Genomic DNA, 17201 nt, shown 5'->3' with positions numbered 1-17201 from the left:
GCCGGAGGCATGCCTGAACCAGTGCCCTCGCGTCCGCACCGCGAAGAGGCGCCCCCACCGCACACGGGGGCGCCTCTTCGCGTTCTGCTCCCCGAACCTCGGGAGCGGGACCTACTTCGCGCGGTCGAAGTCGATCGCGCTGTAGGCGCGCAGCTTCGACAGCCGGTGGGTCGAGTCGATCTTCCGGATGGTGCCGGACTTGGACCGCATGACGATCGACTCGGTGGTCGCCGTTTCCGCGCGGTACCGCACACCGCGCATCAGCTCACCGTCCGTGATGCCGGTCGCGACGAAGAACACGTTGTCGCCGCTGACCAGGTCGTCGGTGGACAGGACCCGGTCCAGGTCGTGCCCGGCGTCCAGCGCGCGCTGCCGTTCGGCCTCGTCCTTCGGCCAGAGCTTGCCCTGGATGACACCGCCGAGGCACTTTATGGCGCAGGCGGAGATGATGCCCTCGGGGGTGCCGCCGATGCCCATGAGCAGGTCGACGCCGGTGCCCTCGCGGGCGGCCATGATCGAGCCCGCGACATCGCCGTCGGAGATGAACTTGATCCGGGCGCCGGTCTCCCGGATCTCCTTGACGATGCCGTCGTGGCGGGGGCGGTCGAGGATGACGACGGTGACGTCCTCGGGGGCGGAGTTCTTCGCCTTCGCGACACGGCGGATGTTCACCGAGACAGGCGCATCGATGTCGACGAAGTCGGCGGCCTCGGGGCCGGTGACCAGCTTGTCCATGTAGAAGACCGCGGACGGGTCGAACATGGCGCCGCGGTCGGCGGCGGCCAGTACGGCGATCGCGTTCGGCATGCCCTTGGCGTTCAGGGTCGTACCGTCGATCGGGTCAACGGCGATGTCGACCTCGGGACCGGTGCCGTCACCGACGCGCTCGCCGTTGAACAGCATGGGGGCCTCGTCCTTCTCGCCCTCGCCGATGACGACGACGCCGTTCATCGAGACGGTGGAGACGAGGGTCCGCATGGCCTTCACGGCGGCGCCGTCGGCGCCGATCTTGTCGCCACGGCCGACCCAGCGCCCTGCTGCCATGGCGGCGGCCTCGGTGACCCGGACCAGCTCCAGGGCGAGGTTGCGGTCGGGGGCCTCCGGGGAGACCTCTAGCTGAGACGGCAGATGATGCTCGGACATCGGAGCGCACCTTTCTGTACGGCGACGACCGGAAGAGGGTGCTCTGACTCTATCGTCAGGTCGACAGAATGAGCAGACCGGGTCACGTATGAGCGGGCTGCCCCCGGGCCGGGCCCATCAGGCCTAATGCGACCATGGACCCGTGGCTAGCAAGCGAGGCAAGCAGACAGTGCGGGACATGTTCCTGTCGATGGCGGTGGTCTCCGCTGCGGCAGGGCTCGTTTACATCTTCATTCCGCATGACGAGAACGCCAACCCGGTCAAGGCGGTCGACTACCGGGTGGAGCTCCTGACGGCGCGGCGTGCGGCACCGTACCCGGTGGCCGCGCCGGACGGACTGGCCAAGGAGTGGAAGCCGACCTCGGTCAGTTATGACCGCAAGGCGGGCAACAGCTGGCACCTGGGCTTCCTGGACCCGGAGGGCAAGTACGTCGCGGTGGAGCAGTCCACGTCCCCGGCGAAGAAGTATGTGACCGAGGTCAGTCAGGACGCCAAGAACACCGGGCGTACGCAGCAGGTCGCGGGCGAGACCTGGCAGCACTGGAAGGGCGAGAAGTACGACGCCCTCGTGCGCCAGGACAAGGGTGCGACCACGGTGGTCACGGGTTCCGCCTCGCCGGAGCGGCTGGCGGAGATGGCCGCCGCGCTCAAGTCGTCCTGATGTCCTGTACGGGGCATCTGCCTCGTACACGGCGTACGGAGGAGGCCCTGGAGCACTTGATGCTCCAGGGCCTCCTCCGTACGCGTGGCGACGGTCAGACGGTCGTGACGACCTCGTCGTAGGCGAGGCGCGGCAGACGCGGGAACCAGGCGTCCTCGGCCGGCTTGCCGATGTTGACGACCATCAGCACCTTGTGGTCGCCGTCCAGGAACTCCTTCTCGATGCCCGCGGCGTCGTACCCGGTCATCGGGCCCGCGGCGAGGCCGGCGGCGCGGACGCCGATGATGAAGTACGCGGCCTGCAGCGCACCGTTGAGGGTGGCGGACGACTCGCGGACCGGGCGCTCGGAGAAGAACGCGTCCTTGGCCTGCGGGAAGTGCGGCATCAGGGCCGGGAGCTCCTCGTGGAACTCGTTGTCGGCGACCAGGATGGCGACCAGCGGTGCGGTCGAGGTCTTCGGCTGGTTGCCCTCGGCCATGTGCTTGACGAGGCGTGCGCGGGCCTCGTCGGAGCGGACCAGGACGACGCGCAGCGGCGACTGGTTGAACGCGGTGGGGCCGTACTTGACCAGGTCGTAGATCGCCTGGACCTGCTCCTCGGTCACCGGCTCGTCGGTGAAGGTGTTGGCGGTGCGGGCCTCACGGAAGAGGAGGTCCTGGGCGGCGGGGTCAAGAGCGAGGGACATCTTGCGTTTTTACCTTCCGGGCGTACACGGGGATCAAGCAACGCGGCCACGCTACGGGAGAGGTAGGTTAACTTTCAACTAAAAGTGCAACGGAGTGATCTGTTCCACAGTGCGGGCCTCTTGTGCCATTCGTCGGCAAGGGCTCCGATCGCGGGCGCCGCCTGCCGCGCGCCCGCGTCGCCGTGGTCGGCCTCGTCCGAAAAGTCGGGACAAGCGGGACAGCCGGGCAAGCCAGGGAGCCGGAAGCCGGGCGACCGGGCAAGTCGGGGAGGCCTCAGCCGTTGTCGGCTGTCGTGCCGCCGCCGCTCTCCTGGAGGTCGGCCGGCCCCGCCAGGGCCGCGTCCAGCCGTGCGCGCGCGCCTTCGAGCCAGTGCCGGCACACCTTCGCCAACTCCTCGCCCCGCTCCCACAGCGCGAGGGACTCCTCCAGCGTCGTACCGCCCGCCTCCAGGCGGCGTACCACCTCGATCAGCTCGTCACGGGCCTGCTCGTATCCGAGCGTGCCCGCGGCACCAGCCGTCGTAGTCCCGTCGTCCGTCATGCGCCCCACCCTACGTTCCGGCCCATCAGGAGCCTCCTGCCTCGCCCGTCATCGCTTTCGCGCCGCCTCGGCGCCCGTCCGCCCCGCACCGAACCCCCGCTCACTCACTCGCTCACCCGCACCGCGAACTCGCCCCCCGAAACCCGCGCCCGAAGCACCTCGCCCGGCGCCCCCGCGTCCGCGGGAGCCCGCACCACATGGCCGTCCGCCCGCTGCAGCACCGCATACCCGCGCTCCAGCGTCGCCGCGGGCGACAACGCGACCACCCGCGCCCGGGTATGGGCGAGCTCCGAGTCCGCCCGGTCCAGCAGATGCCCCAGCACCCGCCGGCCCCGCCCGATCAGCGCATCGATCTCCGACGCCCGCTCGTCCACCATCCGCTGGGGATACTCCATCGCGGGCCGGCCCAGCGCATGCGCCAGCCCCCGCTCCTCCCGGTCCAGCAGCCCCCGTACCGTCCGCAGTGCACGGTCCCGCAGCTGCTGCACCCGGTCCAGCTCCTCGCCCACATCGGGCACGACCTTCTTCGCCGCATCCGTCGGAGTGGAGGCCCGCAGATCCGCGACCAGGTCGAGCAGCGGGGAGTCCGGCTCATGACCGATCGCCGACACCACCGGCGTACGGCACGCGGCGACCGTACGGATCAGCTGCTCGTCCGAGAACGGCAGCAGGTCCTCCACACTGCCGCCACCCCGCGCCACCACGATCACGTCGACGTCCGGGAGGTCGTCCAGCTCCTTCACGGCCTGGACGACCTGATTCACCGCGTGCACCCCCTGCACCGCCGTGTTGCGCACCTCGAACCGGACTGCGGGCCACCGCCGCCGCGCGTTCTCCAGGACGTCGCGCTCGGCCGCCGAGGCCCGGCCGCAGACCAGTCCGATCAGCTGCGGCAGGAACGGCAGCGGCTTCTTCCGGTCGAGCGCGAAGAGTCCCTCCGAGGCCAGCGACTTCTTGAGCTGCTCAAGCCGGACCAGCAGCTCACCGATGCCGACCGGCCGTATTTCCGTGGCCCGCAGGGACAGCTGGCCGCGGGGCGCGTACCACTCCGGCTTGGCGAGGACCACGACGCGGGCGCCCTCCGTCACCACATCCGCGATCCGGTCGAAGACCTGCCGGAAGCAGGTCACGCTCACCGAGATGTCGTGCGACGGGTCGCGCAGCGTCAGGAACACCACCCCGGCGCCGGGCCGCCGCGACAGCTGGGTGATCTGCCCCTCGACCCAGACGGCCCCGAGCCGGTCGATCCACCCCCCGATGAGCCGTGACACCTCGCCGACGGGCAGCGGGGTTTCCGCGGACGTATTGAGAGCCATGCGAGCGAGCGTATCCGCCACCACGGACAACAAGGCAGCCCTACACGGCCGGGCCCCGCCCCCACTGCACCGCCAGCACCACCAGTCCCACCCCCAGCCAGCACACTCCCACCACCTGTGCGCTCGCGGTCGCCCCCACGATCACCGTGATCAGCACCCCCGCACCCACCACCGGCACCAGCACATGCCGCCACCAGCTGGGCGGCCCCTCCATCCGGCGTACGGCGAACCAGCCGACCACCGACGCGTGCAGCAGCACGAACGCCGTCAGCGCACCGACGTCGACGACCGACACCAGATGGTCGAGACCGTCGGCGCGCCGGGCCGCCCACACCGCCGCCACCAGCGTCACCGTCGCGGCGAGCAGGATCGCGACCCGCGGCACCCCGGACCGCGGGTCGACCTTGGACAGCAGCGAGGGCAGCCGCCGCTCCCTGGCCATCGCGAACAGCAGCCGCCCCGCGGCCGCCTGCCCGGCCAGTGCCGCGAAGGCTGCCCCGATCGCCTTGCTGACCGCCACCAGATCGTGCAGCCAGGTCCCGACCGCAAAGTCCACCGTGTCGTAGAACGCCGACCCCTGGGCGGCCGGATCGGCGGCCAGCTCCGCCGACGTCATCGGCTCCAGCAGCGCTGCCAGATACCCCTGCGCCACGAACAGCACACCCGCGAGCACCAGACAGAACAGCACCGCCCGCGCCACCTTCGACGAGCCCCCCGTCACCTCCTCCGCGAACGAGGCGATCGCGTCGAAGCCCAGATACGACAGCACGGCCACCGACACCGCCCCCAGCACCGCCGAAGCGGAGAAGCCGGAATCGCCGGTGAGCGGGGTCAGCCAGCCGCGCTGCGCCCCGTCCCGTACAAGAACCACCACCGCCGACACCAGGAACACCAGCAGCACCGCGATCTCCATCGCGAGCACCGCGAAGCCGACCCGAGCGGCAGCCCGTACACCCCAGAGATTGAGCAGCGTGGTGATGACGACCGCGAGCGCCGTCCACACCCACCGCGACACCGACGGCACGAGCGAGTTCAGCGCGATCCCGGAGAAGAGATAGGCGACCGCGGGAATCAGCAGATAGTCGAGCATCGCCATCCACCCGGCGATGAACCCCGGCCCTTCCCCGAGCCCCTTGCGGGCGTACGCGAAGACCGAGCCCGCCAACGGGGCGACCCGCACCATCTGGGCGTAGCTGAAGGCTGTGAACGCCATCACCACGGTCGCCGCGACATAGACCAGCGCGACCGCACCGTCCGATTTCGCATCGAGTGTGCCGAATACGCCGACGGGCGCCATCGGAGCGATGAAGAGGAGCCCGTAGACCACCAGATCCCGGAAGCCGAGTGTCCGCCGGAGCCTGCCCTCCTCCTGGTGCGCTCCCTTCGCCTCCGTGCCCCCGCCGCCGCTGCCGCCGCCCGTCCCCGACATGAGCCCTCCGTCGATCGCGTACGCATCAGTCTCGCGACCGGGCCGATCTTCCGCGCGTTCGGCTCGGCCTTACGATGGGACGCATGACTGCTACGACACCCCGCCGCGTCCTGCTCGCCGCTCCCCGTGGCTACTGCGCGGGCGTGGACCGTGCCGTGATCGCCGTGGAGAAAGCCCTGGAGCAGTACGGCTCCCCGGTGTACGTGCGCCACGAGATCGTCCACAACAAGTACGTCGTGCAGACCCTGGAGAAGAAGGGCGCGATCTTCGTCGAGGAGACGGCGGAGGTCCCCGAGGGCTCGATCGTGATGTTCTCCGCGCACGGTGTCTCGCCGACCGTGCACGAGGAGGCGGCCCAGCGGAAGCTCGCCACGATCGACGCGACCTGCCCCCTGGTCACCAAGGTCCACAAGGAAGCCGTCCGCTTCGCGCAGGACGACTTCGACATCCTCCTGATCGGCCACGAGGGCCACGAGGAGGTCATCGGCACCTCCGGCGAGGCCCCCGAGCACATCACGCTGGTCGACGGCCCCGAGGACGTCGCCGATGTCGAGGTGCGCGACCCGTCGAAGGTCGTCTGGCTCTCCCAGACCACGCTCTCCGTCGACGAGACGATGGAGACGGTCGGCGCGCTCAAGGAGAAGTTCCCGCTCCTGGTCTCGCCGCCCAGCGACGACATCTGCTACGCCACGCAGAACCGCCAGATCGCCGTGAAGCAGATGGGCGCGGACGCCGACCTCGTGATCGTCGTCGGCTCCAAGAACTCCTCGAACTCGGTCCGCCTGGTCGAGGTCGCCCTCGGCGCCGGTGCGAACGACGCCCATCTGGTCGACTTCGCCGACGAAATCGACGAGGCCTGGCTGGAGGGTGTCTCCACGGTCGGCGTCACCTCGGGCGCGTCCGTTCCCGAGGTCCTGGTCGACGGCGTCCTGGCGTGGCTCTCGGAGCGAGGTTTCGAGGACGTGGAGATCGTGAAGGCGGCCGAGGAGTCCATCACGTTCTCGCTGCCCAAGGAACTCCGCCGCGACCTGCGCGCCGAGGCCGCGGCGCTCGTGGAGAAGTGACGGCTTCCTGCCGACGGCTTCCCGTTCCGGGAAGTGAGCCGGGCCACCTGCCCGTACCGTGGATTGCATGCAGATCTTCGGCGTGGACATCGGCGGATCCGGGATCAAGGGTGCTCCCGTGGACCTGGACCGCGGAGACCTGGCGCAGGAGCGCCACAAAGTACTGACACCGCACCCGGCCACGCCCAAGGACGTGGCCGATTGCGTGGCCGAGGTGGTCGGTCATTTCGACTGGTCGGGCCCGGTGGGCATCACCTTCCCGGGCGTCGTCACGAGCGGCTGCACACGCACCGCGGCCAATGTCGACAAGGGCTGGATCGACACGGACGCCCGCGGACTGCTCGGCGACAGACTCGGCCTTCCCGTCACCGTCCTGAACGACGCCGACGCGGCCGGCATCGCGGAGATGGCGTTCGGCGCGGGGCGCGGCCGCAAGGGGACGGTGATCGTACTGACGCTCGGTACGGGAATCGGCAGCGCCCTCTTCATCGACGGCAGGCTCGTCCCCAACACCGAGCTGGGCCACCTGGAGCTGAATGGCCACGACGCGGAGAAGCACGCCTCCACCAAGGCCAAGGAGGACGAGCAGCTGAGCTGGCACCACTGGGCGCACCGGGTGCAGAGGTACCTGACCCATGTGGAGATGCTGTTCTCGCCCGAGCTCTTCATCATCGGCGGCGGAGTCAGCCGCAAGGCCGACAAGTTCCTGCCGCTGATCGAACATGTACGGGCCGAGATGGTGCCGGCGGAGCTGCAGAACAACGCGGGCATCGTGGGAGCGGCGATGGCGGCGGCGAACACGGCGTAGGGCCCACCCGGCTGTCCCGCCCTGCCCTGCGGCCCCCGGTCAGCGCCGGGGGCGACGCGGCCGCCGTTCCTCGGCCCCCGGCCCTTGGTCAGTGCTGGGGGCGACGGGGCGGCTGGGCGGGCCGCGCTGTCTGCGCGGCGAGCAGCATCCGACGCTGACGTTGCCGCTGCCGCATCAGCCGTACCTTCCGTACGGTCGCGATGAGCCCGGCGATGAGCGTTCCGCCGTACAGCCACCCGGCATGTACGGCGAGCGCGGTGACGAGCGCCATGGTCTGGCCGCCGAAGCCGCCCGTGCCGCCGGAGATCGGGATGACGCCGACGGCGAATGCGATCGGCACGATGATCGGCGCGGTCACCAGGTCCGCGGGCCGTACCCACAGCGCGGTCAGCGCGCTGACCGGCAGGAACAGCACCCCGAACACCGTCGATGAACCGTCGAGGACCAGCCGGTCGAGGCACGCCAGCAGGAACATGGAGGCGGCGGCGAAGAGGCCCGCACCGATGCCGGTCAGCCGGGGATTCGGCAGCCTGCGCAGCGCGAGAACGGCAGGCGGCACCGGCCGGGACCGGCCCTCCGGCTTCGCGTCCATCACCCGATAGACGGCGGCGGCTTCGTCGATGGTGCCCTGCGGGGACAGCGGGGCCTGCCGAGACTGCCTGCGCTGCGGGGGACGTGTCCTGTGCTGCTCCACCGGGACAACGTAGGTCGACGGGCGGGAGGAAACAGGTGCGGGACACGCGCTTTGGGCGACCTAGGGGGTGAGTTCGATGCCACACGGCCGAACGGGAACCGAATCGACGCCCGACCGGACCCGTGGTTGCCCGGTCGCCCCCGCCCGTAAACTGGAGAATCGGCCCACCCGGGCCAGAGGCATCGTCCGCCCGTCCCACCCCCTCCTCATCCCTCCTCCTCACTCCTCAGGAAGTCGCCAACGTGTCGCTCACGATCGGAATCGTCGGCCTGCCGAATGTCGGCAAGTCGACCCTGTTCAACGCCCTGACCAAGAACGACGTGCTGGCGGCCAACTACCCGTTCGCCACGATCGAGCCGAATGTGGGCGTCGTCGGCGTCCCCGACTCGCGCCTGAACAAGCTGGCGGAGATCTTCGGCTCCCAGAAGCTGCTCCCCGCGACGGTCGACTTCGTCGACATCGCCGGCATCGTCCGAGGCGCTTCGGAGGGTGAGGGCCTGGGCAACAAGTTCCTCGCGAACATCCGCGAGTCCGACGCGATCTGCCAGGTCATCCGCGCCTTCAAGGACGAGAACGTCGTCCACGTCGACGGCAAGGTCTCGCCCAAGGACGACATCGAGACGATCAACACCGAGCTGATCCTCGCCGACCTCCAGTCCGTCGAGAAGGCCGTCCCGCGCCTCACGAAGGAGTCCCGCCTCCAGAAGGAGAAGGTCGCGGTCCTCGCCGCGGTCGATGAGGCCCAGAAGATCCTCGAGTCCGGTCAGACCCTCTTCGCCGCGGGCATCACCGCAGGCACGGAGAAGGGCAAACTCCTCCACGAGCTGCACCTCCTCACCACCAAGCCCTTCCTCTACGTCTTCAACGTCGACGAGGACGAGCTGGTCGACGAGGACTTCAAGAACGAACAGCGCGCCCTGGTCGCTCCCGCCGAGGCGATCTTCCTCAACGCCAAGATCGAGTCCGAGCTGATCGAGCTCGACGACGACGAGGCCCTCGAACTCCTCCAGTCCATGGGCCAGGAGGAGCCCGGCCTCGCCACCCTCGGCCGCGTCGGCTTCGACACCCTGGGCCTGCAGACCTACCTCACGGCAGGCCCGAAGGAAGCCCGAGCCTGGACGATCAAGAAGGGCGCCACAGCCCCCGAGGCGGCCGGTGTGATCCACACCGACTTCCAGAAGGGCTTCATCAAGGCGGAGATCGTCTCCTTCGAGGACCTGGTCGAAATGGGCTCGGTCGCCGAGGCCCGCGCCAAGGGCAAGGCCCGCATGGAGGGCAAGGACTATGTGATGCAGGACGGGGACGTGGTGGAGTTCCGCTTCAACGTCTGATTGGACGTGAATAACGGCCTGACCTGCGAGAAGGCAGGTCAGGCCGTTGTGCTGTCCGCAGTAGTCCGCAGAACCTGAAGCGGCTACGTGTCGTAGACCGTGGAGCGGTGTCCGACGTGTACGACCCACACCACTAGTTCCCCGTTGTCGATGGTGCAGAAGACGCGATAGTCGCCGACTCGTAGGCGGCGGCGCTCAGGCTGGGATACAAGTGCCGTGGTGTTGAAGCCGAAAGGGTCGCTCTCCAGCTCTGCCAGTTTGGCCAGGATACGAAGCGCCATGTCGCGAGGGATCTTGCGAAGCTCGGCCTGGGCCTCGGGTCGGAACACCGTGCGGTAGTCACTCACTGCGTGCCAGCGTCTCCCTCATCACGTCCTCGATCGGGACGCCGGCGGCCGGGCTCGCCATGCGTTCGTCGATGATGCGGTTGATCTCGCGCTCTTCCCACTCCTGGTACTTGCGCAGCACCTCGATCGAGACCACGGCGGCGACCTGCTTGCCGCGGCGGGTGATGACAGTGGGCATGTCGTCGCGGTCGGCCCGTTCGACGACTTCGGCCAAGTGAGCGCGTACGTCGCGGATGGACTCTATGGGCAGCGGCTGAGTCATGCCCCAAGGGTACCGAGTGTGCCATGTGTACACAATCTGGGTTGCATGCACTCGTTGGGATGAGCTGCCGATTGGGTGGCTGATTCCGGGACAGGGATCCGGGAGCAGTTCTTTCCATTACCCACGCCGGCGCGGTCCGGGTCTTCAGCGCCCAGGACCGATGCGCCGTGCCCCGTTCGGTGCTGCCGGGTTGCCACCACCGAGGCGGGGCTGACGCCGTCAGCTTTCCCAGTCGACGGAAACCACGGCCCCGTCGCGGGCCACCTTGACGGCGAGGAGTTCGTCACTGGTCGCAGCGTCGATCGTGTAGTCCATGACGATCCGGGCCTTGGCCTCGCCGATCAGGTGCCACAGCCCGATCCGAACGGGGTGCATGGCTGCAGTGAACGCGTCGGCGCTGATCGCTTCGCCGTTCGCTTCCCGGGTGAGGCGTTTGATCACCTCGACGTCGTCGAGTTCGGCGGCGTGGTGGTCGATGAAGTGGCGATCCTGCTGCAGGTCCTCACGGATTGCCGCGCGAGCTGCGGTGTCCAGGGCCGGCAGGTGGGCCAGGTGCGTCGCGAACGCATCCAGTTCTCCCTCATCCAGCCCGGAGCTGGGTTCGGCCCACAGTCGGACTTCGACCTCACTGCTTCCCAGCGCGGCTGTGCCTTCCCAGATGACTTCCGTCTCGTCCACCGGCGGAACCTCAAGGTGCCCGAAGTAAGGGTGATCGATACTCTTCATGGGGCCTGTCATTTCGATGGGCGGGAACGCTTGAGAAGTAGTGAACGTTCCTGGTCCAGGTTACGACCTCGATCATTCCGTGCGCGGGTACCGGTTCTGTCGGTACAGCGCCTCCGGTGTCACCTGTCCGTACACGATGCGCGCGCGCGGTCTGCTCGAAACGACAACCCTGAGTGCACACCGGTGCGCAGACTGTCACCACGTCTTAAGGCTCAGTCGACACGTCTGCCGAGGGTCACGAAGGCAATCACTAACCTCTATGTTGCTAACATTGTTGTTAGTGTAATGGGTGGAGGTCGACCAGACGTGGTGGATTTTGTAGGACGTCGCCAGGAGCTGGCGACGTTGGAGCGAGAGCTGCAGAAGGTGGCGGCAGGGATCGGCGGGGAGCGGCCCGGTCGGTGCGTGATGTTGCGTGGGCGGCGCCGGGTGGGCAAGTCGCGGCTGGTCGAGCGGTTTGCGGAGCGCTCCGGAGCCCCTTTCTTGTTCTTCGCTGCGACTGGTGCATCCCCCAGGGATGATCTGGCACGGCTGGCCAGGGATGCCCAAGTGTCGACGCTGCCGTTGGCGGGGCTGGTGGCCGCCGCGCGGCCGGAGAACTGGGATGCCGCGTTCGACGTGCTGGCCGCGGCGCTGCCCGCCGACCGGGCGAGCGTTCTGATCATCGACGAAGTGCCGTACCTGATGGATACCGACGGCGCCTTTGAAGGGATGCTGCAACGGGCCTGGGACCGGGTGCTGGAGACCAAGCCGGTGCTGCTGGTCCTCATCGGCTCCGATCTGTCGATGATGGAGGCACTGAACACCTACGGACGACCCTTCCATCAGCGCGGCCGGGAGATGGTGCTGGGACCGCTCAACCCCGCCGAGGTGGGGCAGATGCTTGGGCTGGATCCGGCGGAAGCCTTCGACGCCGCACTGGTCACCGGCGGGCTGCCGCTGATCTGCGCAGAGTGGCCGCGCGGCGCAGGGCTGTGGGACTTCCTCGGCGAGGCGCTGAGCGATCCGGTCTCGGCCCTGCTGGTGTCGGCCGAGCGTTCGCTGGCCGCCGAATTCCCCCCGCAGGTACAGGCGCGCAAGGTGCTGGCGGCCATCGGGAGTGGCGAGCGGACCTTCACCAATATCGCCCGTGCAGCCGGCGGGATCGGGGCCACGCCGCTGCAGCGAGCTCTGGAGCTGCTTACGGACAAACGGATCGTCGCCGGCGAGCTGCCTGTATCGCTGCGCCCGTCGAAGGACCGCCGCTACCGGGTGACAGATCCGTACCTGCGGTTCTGGCTGCACCTGCTCGGCCCGTCGATGGAGGAGATCGAGCGGGGGCGGGGCGATCTGACCTTGGCGCGCATCCGGGAGAACTGGACCAGCTGGCGTGGTCGGGCCGTCGAGCCTCCTGTCCGTGAGGCCCTGGCGCGGATACTGCCCGACGACCGGCTGCCCGCGGCCCCCGCAGTGGGCGGCTACTGGACCCGCACCAACGACATCGAGATCGATATCGTCGGGGCCGACCGCGCCCCCATCGCCAAGGAGCTGTTCTTCGTCGGCTCCATCAAGTGGCTGGAGCAGTCGCCCTTCGACCGGCATGACTTGGCCGCTCTGCATCGGCACCGGGCTGCCCTCACCGACGAACCTGTTCCAGTCGTGGCGGTTTCGCGTAGTGGAGTCGACTGTCCGGGGCTCGACGCCACCTACGGCCCCGGCGATTTGCTGACCGCCTGGCCGTTGTGAGTGGCGGATGTCAGGTGAGGTAGGGGAGTCGGTGAGGCCTCGGTCGCTTACCGGCGCTGTTGTGCAGCGTTGGCGGTCCTGAGCCTCCTCGTGCCCAGGTCCCGGGACAGGAAAGGCTCCCCCGCCGCGGTGTGCGGTGAAGGGGGAGCCTCGGAGGACCGACCGTCTACCGGATCAGCTCCTGTCCTCGTCGTCCTCGTCCTGTGCGCGAGGTGCGGCGGGCCGGTGCGGGCTGTGCGAGGTGTCCCAGAAGTAGGGAGGCGCCATGTCGTCCTCGCTCGTCTCCTGCCGGTCTTGGTTCCGTTCGCCTGCGCCGCTCTCCGCGGACCCCGGCGTGAACGTGTCCGCGTCGGCATCCGGGTCCGTCGCCGCGTCGGTGAACGGCGCGCCCTCGGGGGCTTGGAAGCGCGGCGACCAGGGCCCGGTGGTGTCCCCCTCGCTCGGAGGCTCACCCTCCGGCCCCTCGTCGGGCGCCGGGAGAAGGGTCCGCCTGATCTCCTCGGCGGCCTCGTCCAGCCCGGCCGCCTCCAGGCTCCGCACCACACGGTGCACGAACACCGTGTACTCATCCATGTCCGGCTTCAGGCCCACCGCCGCCAGCAGCAGGAGCAGCCGATCCGAAACCCCCACTTCCTCCTCGCGGTCGAACGTCCCTCCTCCCTGGGCGTGTCCGTCCCACAGCGGGCCTCCGACGGTTGCTTCGGTCCGCGCGTCCACGGGCGGGACGAGCAGGTGCCGGAAGATCTCGGGCACCTCCTCGTTCTTGGCCGCCGCCGAGATCTGGGCGAGCGGACCGATCATGTCGACTGCCTTCTCGATGTCGTCCTCGTGACGGGCCAGCCACCACACCACGGCGCTGCCCGTGCTCTTGAGCACGTCGTCACCGAGGTAGCCCCGCTTGTTGCGCTCGTGCTGACGCTCGTACTCCCAGAGCTCCTCGTCCTTGCGAAGGTCGTTCAATTTCCGCAGGCGCTCGCGGTCGGCGGGGGCGAGGGTCAGTGTCACATCGGCCGCCAGGGCCTTCACCCGTCCGCTCCGGTCCGGGAGCGGGGCGCCCAGCTCCCCTTCCAGGAGATACCGTGCGAAGCTCGCCCGGCCGGGCTCCTCGTGGCGGACGACCTGCAGGGCCCGGCTGACGACCGAGGAAACGGCGAGGGCTGGGGAGGCGCCGTCGGACCAGTCGGCGTGGTCGGGGACCGGCCTCCACCACACGGTGGCGGAGAAGAGGAAGTCGTAGCCGTCCGTTGCGCTCGGCAGCGCCGCGTCGACCACCCGAGTCTCCTGGTACGGCTGCTCCGTCGGCGCCGCGGGCGGCTCAGCTTCCTCGGGCTCGTACGGATCGGCCGACGCGCGGCCACCGCTGAGGACAGTCATCACGAGCAGCAGGGAGCCCGAGGATGTGACCATGGACATGAAGCCCCACAGCCACGCCGACCAGTGCAGGAGGTTTCCGAGAACAGCCGGTGCGAGGCCGCAGAGAGCGACGAACAGCAGGCTGGGAAAGCGGTGTTTCATCGTGCCTCTTCCGCGGTCCGTGGTCCGGCGCCCGCACGCTTCGTACTCTCCGTGCGGACGTACTGCGCGTTGTCGATGTGCTGCCAGAAGAGGGCGGCGACGGCCGCCCGGGACGGGTGGGGCCTGGGCCCCGCCCAGTCGCAGGCGATGGCGTAGAGGCGGTGCAGAGCGGCCGTGCGGCCGTGTGCCGCCCCGACCATCACGCCCAGCGCCATCTCCCGCGTACTGTCGCCCGCCGCGGCGTTCAGCCAACTGCTCACCAGCGGGTTCCAGAGCTCCGTCGGCGGATGGGAGAAAACCGTCTCCCAGCCCAGGAACAGGTCCGGCCACGGCGGCGGCTCCGGTGCCCGGTCGCTCCTCAACAGTTCAGCGAGCAGCTGGAGATGGAGCTCTGCCCCGCGCGGCTCCCGACGCGTCCGGTCCCGCAGGCGGTCGATCAGTAGCCGGTAGGGCCGACGGTCGCGGCCGGCGAAGTCGAGAAGTACTTCCCGGGCCCCGCGTGCCGCCTCCCCCTTCCGTACGGCGAGGTAATGGAGCCGCACCATCGCCTGATCCGGGTGCGTCGCGCCGAGGCTCTGGAGGCAGGCAGCGGTCAGGACGCGAACGAGACCGTCCGACAAGGGGCCGGACCTCGCGCACTCGTACATCCGTCTGCGGAACCATCCCCCGAACCTCTCGTGGCTGAGACCGAGTTCGAGGGCCGCCACGGCTCGTGGGTCGCAGGACGCCCCGGTCGCGTGGTCCGCCCAGCGGACCACAAGGTCGAAGAGGTGGTCGGGCCGCCCGACGGCCAGGGACCGCTCGCCGAAGCGGACGACGACGTTCACCCGGTCGTCGGTGGTCAGACCGCGGAGCCCGGCGGCATGGCCGATCCAATTCCTGAGGTCGTCGCGCGTCCCGGGGAAGTTCGCCCAGAAGTACGTCCGTACCGCGTCGGCGTAGGCCAGCCGCCCGAAGTGGAGCCGCCCTTCCAGGTCCCGCTCGATCCCGAGCGTCGCCAATCGCTCCCCGAAATCCGTCCGTGCGAGCTCGGTTGTCGTCTCTTCCTCGTGCCTCACCGTCCTCATCAAGCCGTGCCACGCCTCGTAGACGGTGTCGGCGCGGGCCTCCTCGAACACTGCCGCCGCAAGCAGCAGGGCCCGCTCGGGCGCGGTGCGGACCGTGGCCACCTGCCGGCCCACCTCACCGGCACGGTCGGTCACCGCGTGCATCGCCTGGTCGAGCCATCCCGCGAAGTCGACGCCGAACCGGCCGCTGTCGCGAGCAGACCTCACCAGCCCCGCGAGCCGCGCCAGTTCCCGCATGGGGGAGCGTTCGCACAGGCGCTGGAGGTCGTAGCTCCCCAGGTCCGTGGAGTGGAAGGCCATCCGGTCCATACGGAGGTACCGGGTGACGACGGCGATCCCCCGAGGGCGCCCCAGCGCCACCGTGTGCGGTTCGAGCTCCGGCGCGTGGGCGTGCTCCATGCCCGACGGCAGGACGACCACCATGTGGGCCCCCGCCTCCTGGACCTGTGACCGGCGCACGACCAGGAGGCGCTGGGCCTTGGCATACTCCTCCTCGTCGGCGATCCCGGAGAGGTCGAGGAGGAAGCGGTCCCCCTCGCCGGGGGCGAGAGTGGCCTCGTCCTTGGCCGTGGCGGGAAGCTCCTCGAACCGGTCCTCCTCCTGCTCCTCTTCATCGCCTGCGCCCTCACCGAGCTCGTGCAGCAGCATGATCGCTGCGGCGCGCCGGCCGCTGCCGGGCGCAGCCTCCAGCAGCACCACCGATCCGGGCTTCTCCAGGCAGTCGGCGGCGATGCGATAGCCCACCGGCCGAACGAACCGGTCGGCCAGGCGCACCCGGTCCTCTCGGACGATCCGGAGGGACTCGACCCCTTTGCGGATCATCCAATCCGCGCCGCCGTAGAAGACGTACTGGGGCCCTACGCCATTGTTCACCGGGCCACGCGGATCGTTGACGCTGACGCGGTCCTGCTCGGTCATCGTCCGTCGTCCGAGCGCCGACGCTCGCGCTCGAAGCGTTGGTGGACCGTACCGCTGTTGTCGCCCGCGGTGAACTGGACCCCGGTGTTGTCGCCCTCGAAGTGGGGAGCGTTGTACTGGTGCCCCCCACCGGTGTTCACGGGCCCCTGCGGTTCGTTGACGAAGGTGCCGGACAGATCTCCGTTGAGGTTTCCGATGCCGCGCACGCGCTGTTCGACGTCGCGCGTCCGCATCCTGGTGTGCCTGGCATCCTTGGCCGACTTCTTATGGGACTTCGCCTCCGCCCGCTCCTGCGCCGCACGGGCGTCGCGGTCCACCGCACCCAGCTCGGGCAGGAGCCGGGCGAGGGTGTCGCCGAGCGCCGTCAGGTCCGATTCGGCGTTGCGGTGGTCGAACCGCCTGTACTGGCAGTCCGCCAGCTCCAGCAGATCGTCCGGAAGGACGGAGCGGTCGATCCTCGTGGCCTTTCCGACGAGCACAGGGATCACCAGGACCCCGCGGTCGAGCGCGGTCTGGATCTCGCGACGGGTCCAGTCCTGCTCGGCTTCGAGGGCGGGGCGGCCGTCGGCCCCCCGCACCTCCGCCCAGCGCGGGCCGATCACGGCGAGGAGAGCCTCGCACTCCTCCACCGCCCTGACCAGTTCCACTGGGAAACGGCGTCCGGGCTCGATCGAGTTGCTGGCGAAGAAGATCCGCTCGTCGCCGAACCGACGGGCGAGTTCCCGAGCGATCATGGTCGCTGCGGACTCCTCGTCGCCTGTGCGGTAGTTGACGAAGACGTCGGGCATGAAGGTTCCCTTCGTGAAAGGAAGACGGGGTGAACGGGCACGGGGCTGTGGACCGGGGCTCCGGTCCGCCCGGGCCATGAGGTCCCGACTGTGTGGACCGCATGGCGCATCCACGGGAGGGCGTGCGGATGGAGGGGCGCCGCCTGGTGCGTCACTGGTCGCGGGCAGCCCGAAGAAGCCG

General features: G+C 69.3%; 17 protein-coding genes. 5 read left to right on the top strand and 12 right to left on the bottom strand.

Annotated features, from left to right (window positions below; genetic code table 11):
- Positions 1-111: 111 nt before the first annotated feature.
- Positions 112-1143, bottom strand: a complete 1032-nt coding sequence (glpX, locus tag NRF20_RS16925; protein WP_398632432.1) for a class II fructose-bisphosphatase — start codon at positions 1141-1143, stop codon at positions 112-114.
- Positions 1144-1285: 142 nt separating this feature from the next.
- On the opposite strand from glpX, the gene NRF20_RS16920 reads away from it, so the two are divergent.
- Positions 1286-1804, top strand: a complete 519-nt coding sequence (locus NRF20_RS16920; protein WP_266358314.1) for a DUF4245 domain-containing protein — start codon at positions 1286-1288, stop codon at positions 1802-1804.
- Between the two features lie 94 nt (positions 1805-1898).
- Here the strand turns inward: NRF20_RS16920 and NRF20_RS16915 are convergent, their stop codons facing one another.
- The 4 genes from NRF20_RS16915 to NRF20_RS16900 form a co-directional block, all read right to left on the bottom strand.
- Positions 1899-2489 (bottom strand): malonic semialdehyde reductase, encoded by a 591-nt coding sequence (locus NRF20_RS16915; protein WP_266358313.1) that lies wholly within the window; start codon positions 2487-2489, stop codon positions 1899-1901.
- Between the two features lie 274 nt (positions 2490-2763).
- The gene (locus NRF20_RS16910; RefSeq protein ID WP_114246423.1) at positions 2764-3030 is read right to left on the bottom strand and encodes an exodeoxyribonuclease VII small subunit; all 267 of its coding nucleotides are present in this window, start codon (positions 3028-3030) and stop codon (positions 2764-2766) included.
- Positions 3031-3134: 104 nt separating this feature from the next.
- The gene (gene xseA, locus NRF20_RS16905; RefSeq protein ID WP_398632431.1) at positions 3135-4346 is read right to left on the bottom strand and encodes an exodeoxyribonuclease VII large subunit; all 1212 of its coding nucleotides are present in this window, start codon (positions 4344-4346) and stop codon (positions 3135-3137) included.
- A gap of 40 nt (positions 4347-4386) precedes the next feature.
- Positions 4387-5775 carry an APC family permease gene (locus NRF20_RS16900; protein ID WP_413752827.1) on the bottom strand — a complete coding sequence of 463 codons (1389 nt, stop codon included), beginning with the start codon at positions 5773-5775 and terminating at the stop codon, positions 4387-4389.
- Between the two features lie 74 nt (positions 5776-5849).
- Here NRF20_RS16900 and NRF20_RS16895 point away from each other — a divergent pair, with 74 nt between their 5' ends.
- Complete coding sequence (locus NRF20_RS16895; RefSeq protein ID WP_398632429.1) at positions 5850-6839, top strand: 4-hydroxy-3-methylbut-2-enyl diphosphate reductase; 990 nt, start codon at positions 5850-5852, stop codon at positions 6837-6839.
- 67 nt (positions 6840-6906) lie between these two features.
- Positions 6907-7647: a polyphosphate--glucose phosphotransferase gene (gene ppgK / locus NRF20_RS16890; RefSeq protein ID WP_266358306.1), complete on the top strand. Its 741-nt coding sequence runs from the start codon at positions 6907-6909 to the stop codon at positions 7645-7647.
- Between the two features lie 88 nt (positions 7648-7735).
- Here ppgK and NRF20_RS16885 read toward each other — a convergent pair whose 3' ends face one another.
- On the bottom strand, positions 7736-8341 hold the full coding sequence (locus NRF20_RS16885) for a DUF6542 domain-containing protein (RefSeq protein ID WP_398632427.1): 606 nt from the start codon (positions 8339-8341) through the stop codon (positions 7736-7738).
- A gap of 242 nt (positions 8342-8583) precedes the next feature.
- On the opposite strand from NRF20_RS16885, the gene ychF reads away from it, so the two are divergent.
- Positions 8584-9672: a redox-regulated ATPase YchF gene (ychF, locus tag NRF20_RS16880; RefSeq protein WP_266358303.1), complete on the top strand. Its 1089-nt coding sequence runs from the start codon at positions 8584-8586 to the stop codon at positions 9670-9672.
- An 83-nt stretch (positions 9673-9755) separates the two neighbouring features.
- Here the strand turns inward: ychF and NRF20_RS16875 are convergent, their stop codons facing one another.
- The 3 genes from NRF20_RS16875 to NRF20_RS16865 all read right to left on the bottom strand — a co-directional run bounded on the left by NRF20_RS16875 (position 9756) and on the right by NRF20_RS16865 (position 11007).
- Positions 9756-10019 carry a type II toxin-antitoxin system RelE/ParE family toxin gene (locus NRF20_RS16875; RefSeq protein ID WP_398632426.1) on the bottom strand — a complete coding sequence of 88 codons (264 nt, stop codon included), beginning with the start codon at positions 10017-10019 and terminating at the stop codon, positions 9756-9758.
- Complete coding sequence (locus tag NRF20_RS16870; protein ID WP_072483971.1) at positions 10012-10281, bottom strand: type II toxin-antitoxin system Phd/YefM family antitoxin; 270 nt, start codon at positions 10279-10281, stop codon at positions 10012-10014. The genes NRF20_RS16875 and NRF20_RS16870 overlap by 8 nt, the downstream gene beginning before the upstream one ends.
- 219 nt (positions 10282-10500) lie before the next feature.
- Positions 10501-11007 (bottom strand): DUF2004 domain-containing protein, encoded by a 507-nt coding sequence (locus NRF20_RS16865; protein WP_413752826.1) that lies wholly within the window; start codon positions 11005-11007, stop codon positions 10501-10503.
- A 306-nt stretch (positions 11008-11313) separates the two neighbouring features.
- Between NRF20_RS16865 and NRF20_RS16860 the strand changes: the two genes are divergently transcribed.
- Positions 11314-12732, top strand: a complete 1419-nt coding sequence (locus NRF20_RS16860; RefSeq protein WP_398632423.1) for an ATP-binding protein — start codon at positions 11314-11316, stop codon at positions 12730-12732.
- Between the two features lie 174 nt (positions 12733-12906).
- Here the strand turns inward: NRF20_RS16860 and NRF20_RS16855 are convergent, their stop codons facing one another.
- From NRF20_RS16855 to NRF20_RS16845, 3 genes are read right to left on the bottom strand one after another with little or no spacing between them, the layout of a single operon-like run.
- Complete coding sequence (locus tag NRF20_RS16855) at positions 12907-14247, bottom strand: hypothetical protein (protein WP_398632422.1); 1341 nt, start codon at positions 14245-14247, stop codon at positions 12907-12909.
- Positions 14244-16232 carry a hypothetical protein gene (locus NRF20_RS16850; protein WP_398632421.1) on the bottom strand — a complete coding sequence of 663 codons (1989 nt, stop codon included), beginning with the start codon at positions 16230-16232 and terminating at the stop codon, positions 14244-14246. Before NRF20_RS16850 ends, NRF20_RS16855 begins: the two co-directional genes overlap by 4 nt.
- Complete coding sequence (locus NRF20_RS16845; protein ID WP_398632420.1) at positions 16229-17020, bottom strand: toll/interleukin-1 receptor domain-containing protein; 792 nt, start codon at positions 17018-17020, stop codon at positions 16229-16231. The genes NRF20_RS16850 and NRF20_RS16845 overlap by 4 nt, the downstream gene beginning before the upstream one ends.
- Positions 17021-17201 lie beyond the last annotated feature (181 nt).

The organism is Streptomyces sp. R-74717, assembly GCF_047305335.1.
GTDB classification, from domain to species: Bacteria; Actinomycetota; Actinomycetes; order Streptomycetales; family Streptomycetaceae; genus Streptomyces; species Streptomyces atratus.
Note: the sequence above shows the minus strand (reverse complement) of the source record. Positions and strands in the feature narration are given on the sequence as shown.

Excerpts from the sequence above, each read along its gene's own strand:
- NRF20_RS16870 (WP_072483971.1), bottom strand. The coding sequence starts at position 10,281 with ATGACTCAGCCGCTGCCCATAGAGTCCATCCGCGACGTACGCGCTCAC.
- NRF20_RS16900 (WP_413752827.1), bottom strand. The coding sequence starts at position 5,775 with ATGTCGGGGACGGGCGGCGGCAGCGGCGGCGGGGGCACGGAGGCGAAG.
- NRF20_RS16845 (WP_398632420.1), bottom strand. The coding sequence starts at position 17,020 with ATGCCCGACGTCTTCGTCAACTACCGCACAGGCGACGAGGAGTCCGCA.
- NRF20_RS16915 (WP_266358313.1), bottom strand. The coding sequence starts at position 2,489 with ATGTCCCTCGCTCTTGACCCCGCCGCCCAGGACCTCCTCTTCCGTGAG.
- NRF20_RS16910 (WP_114246423.1), bottom strand. The coding sequence starts at position 3,030 with ATGACGGACGACGGGACTACGACGGCTGGTGCCGCGGGCACGCTCGGA.
- ppgK (WP_266358306.1), top strand. The coding sequence starts at position 6,907 with ATGCAGATCTTCGGCGTGGACATCGGCGGATCCGGGATCAAGGGTGCT.
- xseA (WP_398632431.1), bottom strand. The coding sequence starts at position 4,346 with ATGGCTCTCAATACGTCCGCGGAAACCCCGCTGCCCGTCGGCGAGGTG.
- NRF20_RS16895 (WP_398632429.1), top strand. The coding sequence starts at position 5,850 with ATGGGACGCATGACTGCTACGACACCCCGCCGCGTCCTGCTCGCCGCT.
- NRF20_RS16855 (WP_398632422.1), bottom strand. The coding sequence starts at position 14,247 with ATGAAACACCGCTTTCCCAGCCTGCTGTTCGTCGCTCTCTGCGGCCTC.
- NRF20_RS16850 (WP_398632421.1), bottom strand. The coding sequence starts at position 16,232 with ATGACCGAGCAGGACCGCGTCAGCGTCAACGATCCGCGTGGCCCGGTG.
- NRF20_RS16865 (WP_413752826.1), bottom strand. The coding sequence starts at position 11,007 with ATGAAGAGTATCGATCACCCTTACTTCGGGCACCTTGAGGTTCCGCCG.
- glpX (WP_398632432.1), bottom strand. The coding sequence starts at position 1,143 with ATGTCCGAGCATCATCTGCCGTCTCAGCTAGAGGTCTCCCCGGAGGCC.